Below are 20,532 nucleotides of genomic sequence, written 5' to 3'. Positions count from 1 at the left end.
CAATGATGTCTCAACAACGGAAGACATGGGATTCGAACCCACGCACGCTTTTACACGCCTACCGCGTTTCCAACACGGCCTCTTAAGCCTCTTGAGTAATCTTCCATGAATAAAAATATGGAGCCGGTGGGAGTTTCTGAAAGTTGTTCATATCGCTGTTTTTAGCTTTTAGGGTCTGTTTTAGGTACTGACTCTAAAACTCCACAAGTCCATTGCTCACATTGTTAGTTTAGCATAGCTTTCAAGAAAGTTCAAGTTTTATTTTTTTTATCTTAGAGACAAAAGAAAGTCATTTAATAGGAAAAGATTTTTCGATAATTGTTTGAGGTTATACCGGACATTTCTGAAACTTTCCGTTATAACAGAAAAACCCTCCGATGAGGAGGGTTTCTGTTTCTTATTTAAAAGATCCAAAGTCTGTGATGCGTTGACCGTTTTCGGATTTTCCTACAGCTACATATCTACGATTTCCAGAACCGCCAATGTATGTGATCCAGATATATCCATCATTATCAATCCATCCATCGTAATTGATTTCTTGACCTGTACTGTATACAGCTACAATCTCAGCTCCAAGACCGGCTTCAGTTCGTACATTTAGAGCAGATACTTCAACAGTGAATGTTCCTGTTTCTGGATTGAATCCATTTGATTCAATTGTCAATGGTTCTGATGGTTCTGGCTGTTCAAATGTCACAGATGTGTCATCAGTTGGGAAATAGAACCATCCAACAATTCCATCAAAGTTGCGTGTGTTGTATCGTGCAGGACCTCCAACATAAAGGGAATCAGCATTCCCATCAATGTTCTGTTCAATGGTTTTCATAGTGACTCCATCGCTGTCTTCAATTACAATTCCTGTGTGACCGTAGGGATGACCGCATAGATAAGTTGTGTCCATGACAAAGATGGCTCCTGCTCGTGGATTGACTCCAATTGCGTCATATACTACTTCATATCCTAACCCAGCGGCTGAATTAAGTAGGTCAATAGCATTTCCCCAGAGAGCTTTCCCAAAAAAGTTGATAGAAATTGAATTTGGGAGGTCTACACATTGGGTTCCGTATGCACCATCTGCATCAGCTCCCACACCTTGATTTGCCAAAGATTCTGCATAATTTAGAATGTCATTTAGTGTTGCCATTTTAGAACCTCATTTCTTCCATTGTTCATTTGCTTTTTTCACAGCCGCTTCAATGAATGTGTTTAGTTGGTCATTGGTTAAATTGATGTTATATGCTTCTAGTCCTTCAATCAAGCTAGTTTTAGCATGCTCCATCTTATCCTTGCCGTGGATGTCCAATGTTCCTGCTACTTGTTCAGTGGCATGGACAGCATTGTTTGCAAGGATTTCAGCCACTTCAAGAGCTTTCTTCCCTCCACGAGTCAAAAGATATTTCTTGACTGCTTGAACAACAATTCCAACCAGAATTACAAGAATACTCATTGCGCTACTTGTAACAATATCAGTGATTTGATTCATTTTTCTTTTCTCCTCTTTTGATTAATTTACTAGGCTCTTCCAAGCCATCTTTTAACTGAAATTTCTCATGATCAATATTTTGTTTCACAAGACGATCTAGGCCAGGAATTTCAACTCCTAAAGCTGAGAGACTGGCAAGAATACTGGAACCGTATGCTGCCATCATTGCTACAATGAAGGCATCAACCACAGCTCCAAGATTCATATATAAGGCGAATGGATAGCCAATGGCTACAATTAAGATCATAGCTGTGTGACTTACCAGCCCTTTTCTCCATTTTCGACTTGAAAACTCGTGATAGGCCCACGCTCTAGATACTCCTATAACGATATCTAGAGCAACAATGGCCATGAACATGAACACAATCATGTGTTCATCAATTCCGTGATCATAGAAATCCCGTACTACTTCAATAATTCCAAAGATTCCATCTGGTTCTTGATACATCAATCACACTCCTCTCAATTTATGATTCAGGTTGTGCTACTGGTTGGGTTTCAAGATCTCCTGAAGGTTTTTTCTGATTCTCTTCTTTGGGAACTTCCCAATTGTAGATTGCAAGCTTACCATTTTGGAGTAGTGGGCCTTTCAAGTCTTTGATTGATTCCCCATTGTATGTGAAATCATAGTTAACTTGTACAAGGACACGCTTTCCTTCACTGTATTTTTCAGTGTGATCAGAATCTACGAGGGTGAAGATGTCATGTTGTTTGTAGGTTTTACCTACTTGAGCAGCTTCCACAAGCTCAAGCGCCCGTTTGTAGAGTGTTGGATCAAGTGGATTGTCTTGATTGGTTACAGCTACAAGGACAGACCAATCAGCAAGAGCTTTGTTATTTTGGATTAGGACATCTTTCTTTTCGTTCTCTTGAGTGAGTTCTTGAATTTTCAGGATTGCGTTCTTATTGGCATCAACAGACTTGTCAAGCTCTTTTTTGAGGGCTACGATAGCGCAAGAAGGGTCTAACTCCATTCGTACAAGGTTTAGAACAGCTTCCACAAGAGTTGATTCTTCATCTCCCATGCGGTTGTTTGGAAGGGATTCTTCAAACACACGGTAAGGATAATCTTGTTTGATGGAAACCTTTGTGGCATTCGCTACGGGATCATAGGATTTGAACTGTACTTTATAATTCATTAAGCATTTACCTCATTCTTATTCTTAACTTCTTCAAATAGGTCCTTCAAATCTTTGTCAGATTCAAGGACAGAGCGATAGATTTCTAGCTCTTTGATGAGCTGTTCTTTTTCCTGCTGTGATTCAGTCAATCGTGCCTTGAACTCAGCTTCATTGATTGATTTACTAGCCAATTGATTGGCTAGATCTGTGATGATTGATACATAAGTGTTTTCTTTCATTTATTTACTCCATTATTTAATATGATCCCGTTTGTATCCAAAATCATTGACCATTTGTGTTATTTTTGCATGCATTGCACCAGTCGTAGAAATTTGTCCATTTAAATGCTCGAATAACTTCCACAAAGCAGCCACGCTTTCGTCTAGACGGATAAATTCCGTTGGTACGTCCGTATCTGATTTTGTTTTCTTTGGAATAACAAAATGCCTACACCAAATTTCTGAGTTTTTATTCCAAATACCCGGTGTTAGTATTTGAGTTACTACGCTAAAATTCCAACCTTCGTCAGACGAAGCATGACGCATGTTGTTATAGTCTCCATACTGAAAAACTTTATCAACACTATTGTTCGAGTTGTTATCTATTACGATCCCAGAGAATGATACGGAATTCCAATTTTTTGAGCCATCCCGATTGCTACCAATGATTGTTTTGGAATGTTTTTGTCCGTTTTCAATAGAAGACTCGTAACATATGAATTGGGTTGGATATCCAGCGTCTTCTCTTGATATCGAAGCTGTGTTGTTCGTCATTCTTAATTGATTTTTTACCAAATCAAAAGTTAGTGATCCATCAGAAGAGGCTATTCTATCACCAGTAAAACGATTTGAAGCGATGTCAATAGAGTTTAATTGAGTAATGAATGCCTTCTGTGAAGTCAACTCTCTGATGAATGCTTGATTTGATACAAGCTTGTTAATCATTGCGGAGTCCACCAGTAACTTATCCGCTGTTACTGCATTACTAGCAAGGATCTGAGTGGTTACTGATCCAGACTCCATGTGTCCTGTTCGGACACTTTGAGATGCCAGATGCCTGCTTGTGATTGATCCATCAACTACCATATCACCTTTAACCTTGATCAATTGTGCGATCAAAGCAATGGATTCTGGCTCTTGCACCAGCAAGGAGCTGATGGTTCTTCCGTTGATAGTCTTACCTGTGCCGAATGATATCTGACCAGATGTGATCTGGATGTCTGTTTTTCTCAACGTGTCACCCATTTGATTGGTGATTGTCGTGAATTGTCCATCCACCGTCTGTTTAAATTCAGCAAGTTTAGCTTCAATCACTGGTGAACCGTCATCTGTTGGCGGTTGGTAAGCTCTCTTGATAGATCCTTCATACACATCAATGTCACCAAAAAAGAGACTTGATGGCTGTCCATTTGATGATCCGTTATTGTCAAATCGCAAGAATGCTTCATCGTAGTCTTCAGAGTTGACTGTGAAATAGTAACGTGTGATTCTGTCTTGTGGCACTGTGATCTTATCAGCAAGAGTAAAGACTTTTGTAAAAGTCCCCGTCTCACCTTTTTTTCGTGCTAGGAAGTAGAATGTGGCATTCTTAAGATTATCTGATCCAATTGCATCAAATGAAATTGTGTAAGTTGTATTTCTTTTGATGTTGAAGCGTTGGGATGCTGCTACCTTGACATTATCAGTTGAATTATCAAGTTTGAAGAGTTTTCTTGATTCATTGTAGTAGATTGGATTAGTTGAGACCGTTACTGCTGGACTCAATCCGGGATCATAATACCCCCATCCCTCCACATTTTGAGGATTACCGCTGTTTTTAAGCAGGTTCTCCCCTGCTTGCACGATTTCATCAAATCTTCTTGTGATTCCAGCCACATCTTCCGTATATTGAGATTTAGCAACATACCCTTGTTCTAGAATCTGTCTGGTTGCTTTTAAAGCGTCCACAGCAGCTTTCTCAGAGTATGTCAGCATGCGCTGTTCAAGTTCACCACTTGGACCAGTTTTGGTCTCTAATTTAGTTAATTGAGTGGTTAGGCCTTCCACTGTCTTCTCAAAAGTAGCCTGTGCTTGCTCTACCAGATAATTTTGATCTTCTGGAGCAGGCTGCCACTTGCGGTCATTGGTACCTTCGTAGAAGTCTAGCTCTGTCAAAAATAGGCCGCCCCATTTATTTGGATTGTTTTTATCGTATTCAAATTGGAGATAACCATCATCAAAATTTCCAACATTAAATTGGAATGATTTCTTGATTGCTCTATTTTCATCCAAAATAGGTCCATCTGTCCATCTTGGTTTCCCATCATATACTAGTTGTTTTTCTTCAAAATCTGCTGTTGATCCTTTTCTGCGTTTGCAGAAATAAACCTTGAACATTTTGGAATTGTTGTCAAAACCTAAAAAATTCAATGTATAGTCTGCATTTTGCTTCACAATGAAACGAGGACTTTTAACGACTGCACCAGGTCTCAATTCAAACATTCGTTTTTGACCATTGAAGTAGAATTGATGGGCTGTGAAAGCTAATCTGTTATTTACTTCCGTCCAATATTTCAAACCCTCATCTGCCCTTGAGTTCCTGAGCATGTTAGGGCCACCAACAACACCGATTGTTGTGAACTCTTCTTTGACTCTTGCCACCGTCTGCTCAACAAATGACCGATCAGCCTTGCCATTCGTTACATTGGTCAGGTCAGAGATAGCTTTTTCTGTGGTCTGTTCAAAGCGTGATTGTGCGCCTTGGACTCCTACAAATTGGCTTTGTGTTTGAGCTTTGAAGTCATTGATTATTTTCTTGATATCTGCATCGCTGGTCTTTAATTGGTCAGTTGTATTCTTAAAGCCTTCCATTTTGACTTCAATGCCATTGTATTGAGCCTTAAATTCTTCCACAATTTCATTTTTGTTAGCTTGGTTTGCTGCTTTGATCTTCTCAGTGACTTGAGCTGAGATTTCCTCTTTGACCACTTCAGCTTGTGCTTTGGCTTGCTCAATGCCATCTGTGATCTCTTTCTTCAAAGCTCCTGCTTTGTCTTCAAAGGCTCTGTTGGCATTATCAACCAATATTTTCAATTTCTTGTAGTATTCATCATCCTCTTGAGTCTTTTGGACTGTATCAAGGATTTCAGATGCTACATCAGAAATTCCATTTGATCCTGACATACCTCCACCGTGGCCAGCCTTGTCATCAAATGTAAGAGAGATATACTCTTCTGACAGAGCATCATAGACATAGCCCACAGCTTTTTTCTTCATCATGACATCATGCTTCAAGCTCATGATGGTCACTGTATCACCAAGATGCACAGTTTGACCATCTAGCTCATAGGCTTCAACTTTAATCTGATCAGTGGACTTGTCAATGTCTCCATTCTTGAATTTGGCTTCACCCCATTTTCTCAATTCTTCCTCTGTAGTAAGATCATTATTCTCATACTCAGCTTCATTGATGTAAGGGTAGCTGCCAATGAGGGGGCTGTCCACAGTGACTTTCAGAACCGTGTCTTCTTCTGCTCCCTCTGGCTTGAATGTTGACTTCAGATGTAGCCTTGTGATGATGCTGGAACTGCTCTTGTTTCGTTCATACTGCTTCAAATTTTGATGTGTGGTGATTACCACACCACGATCAATTCCCCGACTTTTAGGAATATCAATCAGGAAGTTGTCACGGATCATCTCACCTTCCCAAGCACCCACGATGGAATGTTTTCCATCCATCAGGATCTTATAAAGCGTTTCATCTTCTGTAGTGTTGAAGGTTCTATTGTCCATGATGTTACTTGTGAAAGAGAACTTCCCAAGTGGTGTCTTGACTGCTGAAATCATAGCATTCAAGGCGATTTGACAGGTTGAGTTTGAAACCTTGATAGGACGAACAGAGCGCTTGAAGATGTCCTCTGTGATGTGCTGGCAAGTCAGACTTACTGTGTCATCTTGCTCGCTGATCTCCTTAATCCGGAACAGTTGCCGGCCAGTTACAGGAGTGGGGGCGATGATGAGCATGTCTTCCTGAAATTTTTTATAAATTTCAGTGTCTGTGATTGGATAGTCAACCTTGAGTGTGTAGCTCACGTTGATTACTTCTTCAACTTCTGCTTTTGTTGCTTCATGGAGTGGCTGGCCATTCCATTTTACTGTTTGAACATTTCTGTCTAATAGATAAAGAATTATAACCACCCCCAATTTGTTTCAAAAATAAGAGATTGAATGCCAGGCCCCAAAACTACACCGACAGTTTTCTGGGCTTGGTTTGCATCAATTGTGATGAAGTCTCCTGACCACTTCACAAGATTCCCTTTCTTATCCAAGAAGCTTGGATTTTGTGGATCATTCACCATCACAGCGCTCTCGGAGAGTTGTTCAAGTTTGATAGTCTGCTTTCCAATTGTGAAGCTGGTCTCAGAAGAGCTGTTTCCTTTGATTGTGATTTTAGGGAACGCTAGTGAACTACCTTGGAGCCTGAGAACACCATTTGAGGCGAGAGTTTGAACATCGTTGTTCTTCATGTATTTGGTGGGGTGACAAACAAATGTCACTTCCACAGAGTACATTTTAGTTTTATCTCTCTGAGTGTCAGACACCTTTGTCTGATAACAGAACCATCTTGTGAGCTTGTTCTGTTGATTCTCAAGCCAGAAATTCCTTTTGGAGAGGAATTGGACAAATTCAAGGACTTGCAGTTCTGTTGGGTTGATGAGTTGAAGAGTGTATTTCTTTTCAATCGCTTCTCTGTGAGGATTCGACTGAACAATATATCCACTCACTCCATCATGGCTCAATAGCTTGTCTTTTGAGAGACCTACTTGAATTGTAGGGCCTTCCAGCACAATCACATCAAATGGAAATGATGAAGTTCCAACTCCATCAATAATCAATTCATTGTACTTTACCATGCAGGCGCTCCTCTCAATTCTTTCTGTCTCCTCAATTCAGCAGCTATCTTCTGAGATACCTTGTTAGCGATCTTCTCAATATCAGCTTCTTCTCTGATGATGTTGTCAGAGATGTTGATGTTGATTACGGTTCCTTGTGGGTCCATTGTTTGGGCGATGCCCCGACCAATGGCGCTCAAGTTCCGTTCATTCAGTGGCAGGACTGCTTCTTTTCCAGCTTCCCCACCAACCATCAGGCTATTTCCATTCATGCCAAATGCTGTGGGCTTGGTTAAGATCCCACCTTTGGCATACCAGTCAATTCCGATACTTGGAATCCCTTTACCTTTCAGCCAGTCCATTGGATTCAGTGATCCACTGGCCTTGAAGTGAGGTAGTGGGATGTGTGGCCATTTGAATTGGAAATTGAAGAAACCTTTAATTCCGTCAATGGCTCTTCCTACGAGATCTTTTGCTCCATTGATAGCTGTGTCAATTGTGTCTTTGATCCCATTCCAAATGCTTGAAGCGGTTGAGCTGATATCATTCCAAACTCCTGAAATTGTGCTAGAAATCCCATTGAATACAGTTGAAACTGTTCCTGTGATTCCATCCCAAATCCCAGATAGAGTTGAGCTGATCCCGTTCCAAACAGTTGAAGCCGTACCGGAAATTGTGTCCCAAATTCCAGATAAGATTTGAGCCATTGCATTGAATACAGATTCACAGATACTTTTGATCCCGTTCCAGATATTTTCACCAATACCCTTGATGGTCTCCCAAGCCCCAGACCAGTCCCCGTTGATGATCTGCATCACAGTCTTAATGATGCCTAATACCACGTTGATGGCTGTTTCTACAACAGTTTTGATGGTCTCCCAGACCGTAGAAATTACGGTTGAAATGTTATTCCATGCTGTTTCAATAAAAGGACCAAGAACATTCATGACTGTTGTCACTACTGCTGAAATAGCATTCCAGACTGTTTCTGCTGTCTGCCTGATCAATTGTTGATTGTCATTCCACCATGTTGTCAGTGTTCCCCAGATTTCCATAACAAAGCTTGAAATGGCTTGGACAACAGTGTTGATGACTGACATGATAGCGTTCCAAACAGTCTCAACAGCGGTTCTGAATCCCTCATTGGTTTCCCATAAATACTTAATAACTACTATAATTCCAGCAATTGCAGCAGCTACTGCTATAACTGTTCCAATTATTGGTAATGCAGCAGCTATCAGTCCACCTATAGTGGTTTCAGCCGCCATTGCTGCCGCTTGTAATGCGAGGAATATTGGGGACAGTACTCCAGCTACTGTCACAATACTTCCAAATACAACTACAAGTTCTTTAATTGGCCCAGGTAATTTATTTACCCATTCTGCGACATTTTTAAAAAGGCCTACAAGTACATCAAGCACTGGAGCAAATGTTTCTGCTATAGCCCCACCGACTTCAGCCATAACGATTTTCAAACCATTTTGGGCTGTCGTGAATTTGTCAATAGGATCCAGAGTGCTTTCATAAGTTTGTGAAACCAAACCGGCTGACACTTGTGAAGTGTAGCCTAAATCTTCCATGTTGAATTTCCCACGCTTGATTGCATCAATCATCTGAGGGGCTTTCTTAGCACCAAAAATCTCCATAGCGATTCCCATCGCTTCGGTCTCTGACTTGCTGTTCTTAATGGCTTCAATGGTTTCATTCAGACCTTGCTTCATGGTCTTTCCTTGCTTGGTATATACACCAGCGGCCTTTGTCAATCCAGAAAGCGCTGAGGATGAATCCACCCCGTTTTTCTCGAATTGGCCAATAAGGGTGACTGCCTCACCAAATTCAAGACCAAGCATCTTGATTTGAGGCGCTCCATCAGTTGCCTTTTTCATCAACTCATCAACAGAAACCCCTGTATCTTGAGAAACATAGGTTACATTATCCAGAATCTCTGTTAAGTCATCAATGGATAAGCCATAGGCTTCCATAGCTTGTTTTGATTGGATTGTTGCGTTTGTTACATCTGTACCATTGATCTCAGAGAACTTGATCATGTCTTCTGAAGTCACTTTCAAAGCGTCTCCAGTTAATTTGAATTGAGTATTGACCTCACCAACAGCGTTCCCGATGGTGCTGAAATCAGTAGGGACTTCAGTGGCTATTCCATTAGCAATGCCTTGCATTTCTTCAAGAGCTTTCCCACCAGCACCAGTTTTGGTGACAATGGTGTCCATTCCCTCATCAATTTCCCGGAATGCATCTAGAGCGCTCTTTCCAAAATCAACCAACTTTTGACTGATCTCAGATAACTTCTCAGAGAATTGATTCAGCAATTCAGCTTTCAGAAGCTTATTTGTCTCTTCTAGACCGCTACTAGCTTTCTTGCCTGACTCACCAAGGTTCTCCATCTCATTAGCAAGCCCGTTGAAGGCAGCCTTGGACTCATTCAGTTGGGTTTCTAGCTTATTGACTTCTGTTGAATTTTCGCCATACTCTTGTTTTGCAATGGCAAGTTGTTTCTCAAGGTTCTCGACCTGTTGAGCAACAATCTCACTTTGCTTTCCAATCTTCTGTTCAGCAAGCGCCAACTTATCCGCTTCACTAGCGTTGGAACCCATTTGGCTTTCTTGTAGTTTGAATGAGCTGACAACTTTATCTCCTTCACTTGCAAGGCGCTGTTGCTCATTTTGAAGTTCTTTCAGTTGTTCACGGTTGGACTTGGTAGCATTTCCATTTCCGTCTAATGCCTTATTGACATTCTCAAGCTTGTTCTCATAGCCCTTCAGGATGTTCTCCGTCTGGACCACTTCACGTTGAAATGCACGGTATTGATCAGCACCAATGTCACCACTCTTGAACTGAGCTTCAACTTGTGCTTGTGCCTGTCTCAATGTTTCAAGTTTTTCCTTGGTTGTTGAGACTTGCTTTTGGAGGACTTCTTGCTTCTGAGCCAATAGAGTCACATTCCCTGTGTCAAATTTCAGAGCCTTGTCAATACTCTTCAATTCCTTTGCTGCTTCAACAGAAGCAGAATTTACTTTTTTCAGGGCATTTTGAAGGGGCTGTGTATCCCCACCAATCTCAATTTTTATCCCTTTAATATTACCGGCCATGTTTCCTCCTTTCACATAAAAATATAAAGAGCGCCTAAAGGATTCTTGTGATCAATCGTCCATCTATTCGATGAACTTGACCTCAGATTCTTCCTCTCAGCACTCTGTTTCAGACTAGAATGAGTCAAAATCTGACTGTGTAGCCTTGCGTGTTTCTGATTTGTTCTCAGTACGCAAATTCACATAATCTGTTTGATAGTCCAAGGCCATTCCAATTGAAATGTGCTTTAGATCATCAATTGTGAGACCAGTTTCTTTACAACAGGAGAGATAAGATTCTACTGTAAAGATTTCATTACTGGCTGATTCTGACTCATCTGGTTTTTTTTTGATGTCATCGTGTCGTTGATCATTTCCATTAGAATTGGAGCGATGTCCTGCAAAGGAAATTCCTCCATTTCCATAAAAAATTGTTCATAAGGCTTGATGTGTGGATTTCCTGATTTTGTGAAAACCCAAAACAAGCGATTGAAGAAGGTCATGTCAAAATTGGCTAACATGTTGATGTCAACTTCATTGTTGCCATTCTCAGCCATTTGCATGATATTTTGGTTTGAGATCATTCCAAATAAATCTTGGAAGAAATCTTTTCCAAATTCGCTCTTATAAGCAATAGGAGTGTAAGCATTTGTTACAAGCTCATACTCCTTTTCACTAATGATCACACTCTTACGCATTTAAGGCCTCCTTAATTACAAAGCTTGAGTAGGTTCATAGACCTTTTCAAACCATTTTTTATAGACTTCTTGATCATCCGCTGATGTGATGGAACGTTTCACCACTTGATCACCGGGACGAGGACTAGCATTGAAGCTCAATTCACGTTCATTCACGTTAGTTCCGTTCTTAGTGGATGATCCACTAGAAGGGCGGCTTGCTGAACAGTAATACATGACATGGCGTGTCTTGTTAGCATCGCCAGCAAATTCAAACATAAGTGCGAAGTTGGTTGTCTTCGCATCTGCTTTTTCTGTGACCACTCCTGTTGTAGAGTCTTTGATGTCGCCCAAAATTTTTGTTGCGAATGCTTCAATGATGTGTGGGACTTTGAATTTACCTTCGTAACCTTCGTTTGAGTTGACGAAGTAATAATCAATGTTATCAGCTTTCACTGATCCTGAATCCCCTTTAGGGTCCAGCGTCAATTCCATCGCTCCAGGGAAGCGGAATACTTGACCATAAGTGATCACTCCTGCTTCACTGATTGATTGGATTGGTGCCACATGGACATTTTCAAGTCCAAATGTAACTTTGTTTTCAGTCATTTCTTTCCTCCTCAATATAGATAGACTTCATAAGACTTCACAAACAGTCTTTCTGATTCAATAAAATTTTCTTCTTGAACATCATAAAAGAGCTTGTGGTCATTCCACAGCTCTTCCAATCGTTCTTCTAGCTCCTCATCTTTTCGTTCAAATGCCAATTCTACAGTGACAGCACGGATCATGTATGATGCTTGATTGTCTGTTCCTGTGATAGATGGCAAGCTTTCAAAATAGACAAGGTAAGGCAGCGTGGGGACATTTCCTTCCCTGAATGCCTTGTAAGTGACAGGCAGGCCAGCCTGTTCCAAAATTTCTGCAAACTCTGACAGCTTCATCTTCCAAGCTCCTTCAATTTCTTTTCAAAATTCTCAATAGCGTGATCTTCTGCCGGTTTGATGTGTACTATTCCGGAAACCCGTCCCCCGTTCCTCTTTAAGTGGCCAAATTCAAGCAAATGTGGGAGACGGTAATTTGTGTTGTGAACCACAAAATTACCTTTCCCCATTTTTGTTTTTTTCCACGATTTGGCATACTTACCACCTTTTGCCCTTGGACTTTTTGGACTTGTGGTTTTTAATTCTTGGACGGCCTCTTCTGCTGTTTCTTCCGCTATCTTGTCCACTTCTTCTTCAACTTCTGTGGAATACTCTGCTAATGCTTTAGCAATTTGACTGGCTAGATCTTGGCTCATGTCATTTTCTCCACCAGAGTCAATTCAAGGATATTGAGGTTGATTGGATATGTCTTCAAAATCCGGTACTCTTTACCGCCAAATTCAGCAAACTCCTGATTGTTGTATTCAAAACTGTGAATATCAACAATCAGATTTGGCCGGATGCCAGCCTGATTGGCTTGGTAAAACTCAGACCGTGTAATAGATTTCTTTTTACAAAAAATTGTAGTCTTTACTTTCTCAGTCAGATCTTGCTTGAGCTTGTCCTTACCTGTAATTTTAAAACCTATCAATGTGATTTCATCATTCCACATCTCACACCTCTTTCTTGGAAGAGATTTGCAGATTGTGCAAGCGCCATTGAAGGTGACGTGGCAAATCAACACCACCTTCATAGCGATAAGCAGCAAAGTCAACAATGAACATTTCATGGTCAGCACGATCTGGAACCAGTTCAACACCCAGATTGTTTGTTAATTCGCTGATGACGCTTGAGACAATCTTCTCTAGTGTTTTATCTCGCAAATTTGAAGCAATTCCTAATTTGATTTTTAGTAATTCCACTAACTGACCAGTGTCCATGCTATTCTTCCTCTTTCTTAGTTGCTTTCTTGCGTTTTGGCTTTTCTTCAGTTGTTTCTTCTACTTCCTCAGTAGTTGTTTCCAACTCTTCAGCAGTTTCTTCCACCTCTTCAGCAGCCTCCTCTACTTTCTTAGTAGCTTTCTTCACTACTTCATCAGTGATAAAAATCGAACCTGCTGAATTGAAGCCTGTCAAGAGTCCTTGAATAAACTCTTGATCAGGTTCATAGCCTTTGCGTGGAAAAACATCATCAATTTTATATTCATGTTGTTCTTTGTCACGCATGTCCTTGAATGGACGGATTACAGTATAGGTCATGTGATACCTCCTTATGCTACAACATCAGTGTATGTGCCAAAGAATCCAGCAGCAGCATCTACTTTCTTCACATCCAAACGGATGAAGAGACCAAGCAATTGGCCATAGATGTCATTGTTCACCCATTTAACAGACACTTGAGAACGGTCAAAGAGTTTTACAAATTCAGAAACATCACCAATGAAGAACTTCATGTCTCCTTCAGCTCCAAATACAGTGTCATCTACTGGGTAGATTGTTTTGCCACCAAATGAATAGCCTGTAGGTGATGCAACATCCGTTTGAAGCATGTAGCGGCCATTTTTGTCTTTCACTTTATCAAGTGCTGCAAACATTGATTGCGTTACAACAATACTTGCTTTGTAGATTGATTTGAGTTTCTTATTGTAGATGTCCTTGATGCCATCGAATCCAGCAGCATCTGCTTGAGTTGCTGATTTGAGGATGGTAGCGACCAATGACAATTCAGTGTTTTCACCTTGGTTGAATACTTCATCTTCTACGATTGACATGATGTCATAGTCTGCATCATCAATCATTTCTTGAGATACAGGAATGTAACCACGGTAAGTCTTGATTGAGTAATCAATTTCGCTGATGCTTGGTTTTCCAAGTTCAGGATTAGCTTTCAATTCATCAGTTGAAGCCATTTTGCTGTCTGTCTTCTTGATAACTGGATATTTACCAGAACCACTATTTACTTTGACACGTTGGACAAGATCCAAGAGTGGATTGCGTGTCTTTTCAAGGAAGTGAGGTTTTAGCACTTCAGTTGGGATCAAAGCAGCGCTTCCAGAGTCAGTTGTTTTAAGACCTTCAATGTCACGAGTCTGACCAGTACGAATGAATTTAGCAATTGCGTCACGTTCTTCCAATTTCTTTCCTCCACGTTGCTCAACATCTTTGAATGTTGGGGCTTTCCGATTTTGTTCATCAACTTGTTTTTGAAGCTCTTCAATTTCTTCTTCAAGTTTTGCTTTTTCTGCTTGTTTCTCTTCTAATTCTTTTTGAAGATCTTCAAGGCTCTTTTCAACCGTTGAAACTTCTTCTTCAGTTTCAGCACGGTCCAGTTTTTCTGCTTCGATTGCAGAACGGTTGTTCAATTCTTCAATTGCTTCTTCCAATTCAACAACCTTATTTGCTTTTGTGCGCATACGTGCGCCCAGAATCAATGCTTTGTTCATAGATTGTATTTCTCCTTAATTTTCATTTTGCGTTCATTTAACGCTTCAACATTGGCATGTTTTAGACATTCAAAGTCTCTCTTGCGTGCAGCAATTTCAGTCTGTGGATATGCTGGGAACGTGCAAGGGCTGACCTCAAAAATTTCAAGCTCTAGCACGGTATCAAGATAAGAACCATCTTCACGCTCAACAGTTTCCACCTTGATTGGCATAAATCCAAAACTGCATCCAACAATATCCCCACGCTGTACACGGGCATAAGCTCCCATAGCGTCTGGATCATTCCTGTTGATGATAATGTCACCATAGAGACCCTTATCATCAACTTTGAGACTCACTGTGCTGTTCCCTGTGCGTCCTAATACTAGGTTATGATCATGGTTAAACAATGCACGGATATCAGCATTCTTGATTGCTTCTTCCACTCCTGCACGTTTGATCACTTCAAAATAGCCTGGCCACAGCTCAGTTTCTTCATCGAACCGGATGAAGTAGCCACTCAGAATCAAGTCACCAGATTCTTGTTCTTCTCGTGTCTCAAATTGAGTAGCGATGTAGGAATTACGTTTCTTCACTGGCATTTCCTCCTTCCTTATTTAGTTTGTTCTGATTGCCTAACTCGCCTTGTGGCAGATAGTTTTCAAGAACGATGATTTCATCCATTTCAGGATCCGGAGTCATACCAACCCAATCTCTCCACTCGTTCCTACGCATTGCGGCGCTGTTTGTCATCTGTTGAGCAACAGTTGAAAGCTCTGTAATGTCGTAAGAATACAGTGAACGTGGATTGAATTTGAAGTAGCGTGTGGTTGAAGTCAGTAGGTCTCTTGTGAGCGTCTGAGTGATCGTTGTTGCGATGCTCATGATGGTAGTATTCACAAAGTTGTTGTATTCTTCTTTGTTGAAATCTCCCACACCCAACACAAAAGCCGGAACACCTAATATTCCAGCTACCGTCTTCTTATCAATTTCTACTGACTCATTCAAAGCGATGTCATTCAAACTTAATGGCTTCACTTGTTCCACTTCCAGCAAAGCTTCTGGAACAATCCAAGGTTCACCGGACTGGCTTGTGGTCAGATATTTCTTAGCGATTTTCTCACGGCCTTCCACTGTTCCAAGTTCCTCACTTGATGAATCCACCTTGATAATAAGGCTAGGAATGTTTTTTCCATTCATGAAGCCTTTCTTGGTCTGAGTAGCCATGTTCAAATTGCGAACAATATCTTTCAAAGCAAATCTAAAACCGGTCCCAATATAAGGCCGGTCTGGATCAGGATTGATGGCGAAGTGGACCACTTCATCTGGATTGAAATCAGTATCCCTAAAATGGATCATGTACGTCAGATCATTACTTTTGAACGACACTTCTGACATTGGGAATGGTCTGAGATTGCTTATGTAGTCAGTCATTGGATCGTATTCCACATGTAGGACAGAATTCCCATCGCCAAACAAAAGCAAGTCTCTGACAATCTTGAAGATCCATGATTTCCGTGTCATGTGAGCACAAGGGTTGATGTCAATCTTACGGGCTAACCCGTCCTTGATTCGTACATCACCGGATTCTGTATTCTCCATGAGCTGGATAGTCATATTTGAAACCATGTCAGCAATTTTATTGACAGCCATGATCACATCTGGATTCCTTGCTAATGGAATATAGCCATCGCCATCATACATGATGCCCAAATCAGAATTGCCAAAGCTTGTGAACATCGTTTGAGACTTGCCACGCTTGAATAATTTGTCAAAGATTCCCATATTTCTCACCTCCTTTCTATCTAATCAAAGTAAGCCATCACATTCTTATTCTTACCAAGGTTAGCAAGTGCCTGTATACAAGCAAAAACGCTCGCATCAAACAAGTCAATTCTTGCTGTACCGCCATCACCATCTAACTTCTCATACTGGACAGCGTCATCCACCTTTTCAATGGCTCTGACATTGCTGACACAATACTCATAAGCGTCCGAATGCACATAATAAAATTCTTTATTCTTCACTTTCAATTCAATTCTTCTGAATCCCTCTGATTTCAAATAGAATAGCTGAGGCTGGTCAATCATTTTGAATTTAGCTTGCTTCATTTTTAGCATGAACTCTCTACCAAATTTCCTATCCATACCGACAGCAGCAATTTTGAAGCCCTTCTGTCTCATCTCTATGAACCATTTAACAATGTCATCATAGAGGACTGTTGGAGTGTTGCTCATTGTCAGCCATCCATCTGATTGCCACCCAAACAGTGGGATGCCATCATCATTGGCTTTCTTCTGAGCGTTGACACGAGGAAAGAAAGCGTGTGTGATACAGATATCAACATCTTTTTCACCATCGTTATATACACCATAGAGGGCAGCAGCGGTCAAGTCATGCAGTCTTGAAAGGTCAGCCCCTCCATACCAGCGAATAGGAAGCCTTGCAAGCTCCTCAATAGTCCAGTCATAACAGTCATCACTAGCAATGAACTCATCAGGATTGAAATAAGCGTTCATTGAGTTGGTAAAGACATTCAGCGTCTTGTTGAAGAACTCATTCCTGGTCTGTGGATCATTCAAAGCTTGTTCTGCTTCAGCTCTCAAAGCAGGCATGGACACCGTGACACCCCAAGACGGATTTGCCATCTTCAAAACATTATCATCAAGATAGTCACCAACATCGCCATCCGTTGTCTGATTGGCTTTACAAATAAATATAAATAAAGCCTCATCCTGTACCAACTGCTTAAGCACTTTCTGACAGTATTTCAAGCGGTTAGCAAGAAATCCAGTAGGAATGTCACCAGCCGTTGAGATAACAAAAAGCATACTGTTTCGGTATGCTGACATTGTTTTCTTCATAAGACCATACTTCTTACTATTCCTCATTGTGTGAGCTTCATCAATGACCGTGACATTACCATTGAGAGAGTCTAAACGACTCTCATCGTTGGCCAAAGCCTGAATATAGAATGACCCATCATCTCCAAAATTAGCTGTGATAGAGTGTTCTTGGTTATTGTCTTTGATACGGATAGATTTGTCATTCCATCGTTCCACGTTGAACTTGATGAAATTAAAGGCTTCCAGCGCTTGCTTGACAGAGTTGGCTACGATATAGCATTTTGAACCACTATCAGCATCCAAAATCTGATAAAGCAGAGCAATAGCAGCAGTAAAACTGGTCTTGCCATTTTTCCGTGCCAGCATTATCAAGGCTTCCTTAAACCTACGCTCATTCGTACCAGCGTGATAGAACCCAAAGAGATTGACAACTGTGAAATGTTGCCACGGTTGTAAAATCAAAGGCTTATTACGGATGGACATGGCAAACATGTCATCTCCTTGCTGATGAACAATAGAGTTCTCAATGAAGTGAACTGCAAAATCAACTATATCCTCATCAAGCTCATATGCTGGATTTTCTAAGTCCCTCAAAAAGCGTTCAGCAGCCAAAATCCGTTCTTCGTTATGTTCCTCTTGATAGCTCAGGACATAATCAACATAGGCATTAGCTTTTCCAAGATTGGTTGTAGCGTGGCGAAAATCGGCAAAACGTTTTTCAAAGTCTTTATCCATCTTTCACTCGCCTCTTTTTCAGTTCATTCTTAAACTTTAGAACCTCTGTGAGAACTGATCCATTATCTTGCTCTACAACTTCACCCAATGACTTAGGATTCATCATCAATTGATTAGAATAACTGAGTATGTCTTTCCGTAGGATTTCCATCGCTGTTAGGATGGGGACCTTACGCTCATTCTCAGCTCCTGCCTTGTTAACGTAGACATCTGTTACAGGATAGCCCATATCAGCATAATCCTGAGCAAGTTTCTGATACTGAAATAGCATTCCTGAAAAGATGTCAATGATCATGTCAAATTCTTTGCGATAAGTCCCAAGCTCTTTCATCTGTTTGATGACTTTTGACTTGATTGACTTAGCTGTGACTGGTTTTGCCAAAAACTAGGCCTCCTTCCCAAAATCCCTTTAGTTTTTATCCCCTTTTTGTCTGGAGGCCTCCGACTTGGAAAAAGTTCCCTTCACCGGTTCCCAGACGCTCGAGAAAAATTTTTTTTTGATGGGGGGGATAATCGAAAAATTCAAAAATTGAAAAATTGAAAATTTCGATTTTTACAAAATTTCATTTTTTCGATTTTTGTAAAAATTTAAAAATTCCCTTTTTCGTTTCTTTTGCCAAAAAATTCCTTGACCAATAACTTTATCATTCTTTCTGTCATGAAAAGTATTGTGTCGTTTGTTAGTGAGAGGTAAACAATTCCATTCTTGGAATTCTAGTTCAGGATATTCGGACACTGGAAAAATATGATGAACCATTTCAGCTGGTTCTGATATTCCATATCTCAAACTCTCTTGACATAGATAATTATATTTCCTTAGAATCTTATCTCTGAACTTCTCCCACTTCTTTGTCTTCAAAGAAGGTCTGACAATTTTGTTATACATATAATCCTCCTCACACAAAAAGGACAGACCAAACTGATTGGCTGTCCCTCTCATACTTGAAAGCTATGCTATCATAATATTTTATTTTATGTGAGAAAACAAGAGTTTATTTTCTCATCTTTTATTTTGGTCTCAATCCTATGAAATGATATTCTAATGTTGGGTTCTCGAAAATGTTCCCAATGATTTCAGCTTTATCCAATACATCTGGTTCATAAGGTGAAATACAATCTGGGTCAATGACATTTAGACATTCAAGATAAAAACCATTTCCAGAGAGTACTTTCTTTTCTTCATAGTAGCGATACTTTCCAAAGCGGACAATAGCTTTTACAAAATCAATTTGAAGAACATCTCCTACAAAAATCTCTCTGCCTTCTTTGTCATAAGTGCGTGTTGACTGAGTGATGCATTTCAAATCTTCGAAGTGCTTCCATCCACTGCCTTCATAGTAGACTACTGGACAATTACGGTTTTCATCATTTTGATCACAATTGCCTACCATGACCCTGTAAAACATTTTTTGTTTTTCTTCGTCCCATGCTCTAAATTTTGTATTCATTCCGTTACCTCCTCAATCTCAATTCCTGGGCAATCAAACACCCAACCCAATCCAAGCCCTTCAAGTTGTTTGCGTGTAAATCGAGTAGCTAAATCTCCTAAAGAAAAGAATGTTTTCTCGTACATATTATTATAAAATAGCGGTTGCTTTGTTGCACTCATCTTCACTATATACCGTTTCTCTTTCTCAACTGTGTAGCCATTGATCCAAGCGGCAGCAAGCGTTTCTTGATTACGTTCGTGATAAACCCATCTCAGAAGTTCTTCATCTTCTTCGTCTTCTATACCCTTAAATAAATCTTGAAAATCCCAATCATTCTCTATGGCATATTTAATATAATCCGCCACAAACTGCGGGACTGGGACTTCCTGTGGTTTGTCTAGTTGTTCTATAGATTCCAATATCCAATTTCTATTTACTGTGACTATATCTGCTATAGGACCTTCTGAATAAGGCAGCTCCGAAATACGTTTTATCAACTCTTGTTTATTCATTCTTCCATCTCCTTTGGTGGTTTTGGATAACTCATCCAGAATACTGTATCTTCATAAGTGTTTTCAAATCCAACACCGTTCCCAAAATCAATCCAGATGTCAGTGGTTATCTCTTGGGTCTTTGGATTGTATACAAGAACTTCCTCGTCAATTTCTGGAGTTTTACCATTCCAAACAAAATCAAATCCATCCCCAAATATTTCTTTATCGTCTTCATAGATATCTCTGGTTGTCAATTCATTCCATTCATAAAGTGCCACAGTTATATCTGATGTTCTTTTTGCAGTAGCCATTTTTCACCCTCACTTTCACATATCTTATATTTTGTTAAGCTCGCCTTGTTTCTGAAATCCTTTTAGAATATGGCTTTCATTCGTTTCTCTTTTTCTAGCTTATGCTTAACTCATTATGTTAATGTCAAAAATA

Annotated in this window: 24 protein-coding genes and 1 tRNA gene; all 25 read right to left on the bottom strand. The window is 40.3% G+C overall.

Annotated features, from left to right (window positions below; genetic code table 11):
* Positions 1-17: 17 nt before the first annotated feature.
* Positions 18-105, bottom strand: a tRNA-Ser gene (locus tag M1G14_RS01865).
* Between the two features lie 292 nt (positions 106-397).
* The gene (locus M1G14_RS01860; RefSeq protein ID WP_247926210.1) at positions 398-1,144 is read right to left on the bottom strand and encodes a CHAP domain-containing protein; all 747 of its coding nucleotides are present in this window, start codon (positions 1,142-1,144) and stop codon (positions 398-400) included.
* Between the two features lie 9 nt (positions 1,145-1,153).
* On the bottom strand, positions 1,154-1,483 hold the full coding sequence (locus M1G14_RS01855; RefSeq protein ID WP_129824211.1) for a phage holin: 330 nt from the start codon (positions 1,481-1,483) through the stop codon (positions 1,154-1,156).
* Entirely contained in the window at positions 1,467-1,931 is a 465-nt protein-coding gene (locus M1G14_RS01850; RefSeq protein ID WP_247926209.1) for a phage holin family protein, read from the bottom strand. The genes M1G14_RS01855 and M1G14_RS01850 overlap by 17 nt, the downstream gene beginning before the upstream one ends.
* Before the next feature lie 19 nt (positions 1,932-1,950).
* Entirely contained in the window at positions 1,951-2,622 is a 672-nt protein-coding gene (locus M1G14_RS01845; RefSeq protein ID WP_247926208.1) for a hypothetical protein, read from the bottom strand.
* Positions 2,622-2,843: a hypothetical protein gene (locus tag M1G14_RS01840; RefSeq protein ID WP_247926207.1), complete on the bottom strand. Its 222-nt coding sequence runs from the start codon at positions 2,841-2,843 to the stop codon at positions 2,622-2,624. The genes M1G14_RS01845 and M1G14_RS01840 overlap by 1 nt, the downstream gene beginning before the upstream one ends.
* Before the next feature lie 12 nt (positions 2,844-2,855).
* Positions 2,856-6,779 carry a phage tail spike protein gene (locus tag M1G14_RS01835; protein ID WP_247926206.1) on the bottom strand — a complete coding sequence of 1,308 codons (3,924 nt, stop codon included), beginning with the start codon at positions 6,777-6,779 and terminating at the stop codon, positions 2,856-2,858.
* Entirely contained in the window at positions 6,770-7,495 is a 726-nt protein-coding gene (locus M1G14_RS01830; protein ID WP_247926205.1) for a phage tail protein, read from the bottom strand. The genes M1G14_RS01835 and M1G14_RS01830 overlap by 10 nt, the downstream gene beginning before the upstream one ends.
* Positions 7,489-10,581, bottom strand: coding sequence for a phage tail tape measure protein (locus M1G14_RS01825; RefSeq protein ID WP_247926204.1), 3,093 nt, complete (start codon positions 10,579-10,581; stop codon positions 7,489-7,491). The genes M1G14_RS01830 and M1G14_RS01825 overlap by 7 nt, the downstream gene beginning before the upstream one ends.
* Positions 10,582-10,859: 278 nt before the next feature.
* Entirely contained in the window at positions 10,860-11,258 is a 399-nt protein-coding gene (locus tag M1G14_RS01820; RefSeq protein WP_070594916.1) for a hypothetical protein, read from the bottom strand.
* 15 nt (positions 11,259-11,273) lie between these two features.
* Positions 11,274-11,846 (bottom strand): major tail protein, encoded by a 573-nt coding sequence (locus M1G14_RS01815; protein WP_129824216.1) that lies wholly within the window; start codon positions 11,844-11,846, stop codon positions 11,274-11,276.
* Positions 11,847-11,857: 11 nt separating this feature from the next.
* The gene (locus M1G14_RS01810) at positions 11,858-12,181 is read right to left on the bottom strand and encodes a hypothetical protein (protein ID WP_118095682.1); all 324 of its coding nucleotides are present in this window, start codon (positions 12,179-12,181) and stop codon (positions 11,858-11,860) included.
* A complete protein-coding gene (locus M1G14_RS01805) occupies positions 12,178-12,537 on the bottom strand; it encodes an HK97 gp10 family phage protein (RefSeq protein WP_049483851.1) in 360 nt (119 codons plus the stop codon). The genes M1G14_RS01810 and M1G14_RS01805 overlap by 4 nt, the downstream gene beginning before the upstream one ends.
* Positions 12,534-12,833 (bottom strand): phage head closure protein, encoded by a 300-nt coding sequence (locus M1G14_RS01800; RefSeq protein WP_070594920.1) that lies wholly within the window; start codon positions 12,831-12,833, stop codon positions 12,534-12,536. Before M1G14_RS01800 ends, M1G14_RS01805 begins: the two co-directional genes overlap by 4 nt.
* 1 nt (position 12,834) lies before the next feature.
* Positions 12,835-13,101: a hypothetical protein gene (locus M1G14_RS01795; protein ID WP_049522677.1), complete on the bottom strand. Its 267-nt coding sequence runs from the start codon at positions 13,099-13,101 to the stop codon at positions 12,835-12,837.
* Between the two features lies 1 nt (position 13,102).
* A complete protein-coding gene (locus M1G14_RS01790) occupies positions 13,103-13,420 on the bottom strand; it encodes a hypothetical protein (protein ID WP_247926203.1) in 318 nt (105 codons plus the stop codon).
* An 11-nt stretch (positions 13,421-13,431) separates the two neighbouring features.
* Positions 13,432-14,604 (bottom strand): phage major capsid protein, encoded by a 1,173-nt coding sequence (locus tag M1G14_RS01785; protein ID WP_247926202.1) that lies wholly within the window; start codon positions 14,602-14,604, stop codon positions 13,432-13,434.
* Positions 14,601-15,179 (bottom strand): HK97 family phage prohead protease, encoded by a 579-nt coding sequence (locus tag M1G14_RS01780; RefSeq protein WP_247926201.1) that lies wholly within the window; start codon positions 15,177-15,179, stop codon positions 14,601-14,603. The genes M1G14_RS01785 and M1G14_RS01780 overlap by 4 nt, the downstream gene beginning before the upstream one ends.
* On the bottom strand, positions 15,166-16,368 hold the full coding sequence (locus M1G14_RS01775) for a phage portal protein (RefSeq protein ID WP_247926200.1): 1,203 nt from the start codon (positions 16,366-16,368) through the stop codon (positions 15,166-15,168). The genes M1G14_RS01780 and M1G14_RS01775 overlap by 14 nt, the downstream gene beginning before the upstream one ends.
* Before the next feature lie 20 nt (positions 16,369-16,388).
* Positions 16,389-18,164, bottom strand: coding sequence for a terminase large subunit (locus tag M1G14_RS01770; RefSeq protein ID WP_247926199.1), 1,776 nt, complete (start codon positions 18,162-18,164; stop codon positions 16,389-16,391).
* The gene (locus tag M1G14_RS01765) at positions 18,157-18,546 is read right to left on the bottom strand and encodes a P27 family phage terminase small subunit (RefSeq protein ID WP_021152929.1); all 390 of its coding nucleotides are present in this window, start codon (positions 18,544-18,546) and stop codon (positions 18,157-18,159) included. Before M1G14_RS01765 ends, M1G14_RS01770 begins: the two co-directional genes overlap by 8 nt.
* A 171-nt stretch (positions 18,547-18,717) precedes the next feature.
* Positions 18,718-19,050 (bottom strand): endonuclease, encoded by a 333-nt coding sequence (locus M1G14_RS01760; protein WP_070666179.1) that lies wholly within the window; start codon positions 19,048-19,050, stop codon positions 18,718-18,720.
* A 121-nt stretch (positions 19,051-19,171) separates the two neighbouring features.
* The gene (locus tag M1G14_RS01755) at positions 19,172-19,612 is read right to left on the bottom strand and encodes a YopX family protein (protein WP_247926198.1); all 441 of its coding nucleotides are present in this window, start codon (positions 19,610-19,612) and stop codon (positions 19,172-19,174) included.
* Positions 19,609-20,106: a DUF1642 domain-containing protein gene (locus M1G14_RS01750; protein ID WP_247926197.1), complete on the bottom strand. Its 498-nt coding sequence runs from the start codon at positions 20,104-20,106 to the stop codon at positions 19,609-19,611. Before M1G14_RS01750 ends, M1G14_RS01755 begins: the two co-directional genes overlap by 4 nt.
* Positions 20,103-20,399, bottom strand: a complete 297-nt coding sequence (locus M1G14_RS01745) for a hypothetical protein (protein WP_247926196.1) — start codon at positions 20,397-20,399, stop codon at positions 20,103-20,105. Before M1G14_RS01745 ends, M1G14_RS01750 begins: the two co-directional genes overlap by 4 nt.
* Between the last annotated feature and the right edge of the window lie 133 nt (positions 20,400-20,532).

The organism is Streptococcus parasanguinis, from assembly GCF_023109675.1.
In the GTDB taxonomy this organism is placed as follows: Bacteria; Bacillota; Bacilli; order Lactobacillales; family Streptococcaceae; genus Streptococcus; species Streptococcus parasanguinis_I.
This window is presented reverse-complemented; position numbering and strand designations above follow the sequence as displayed.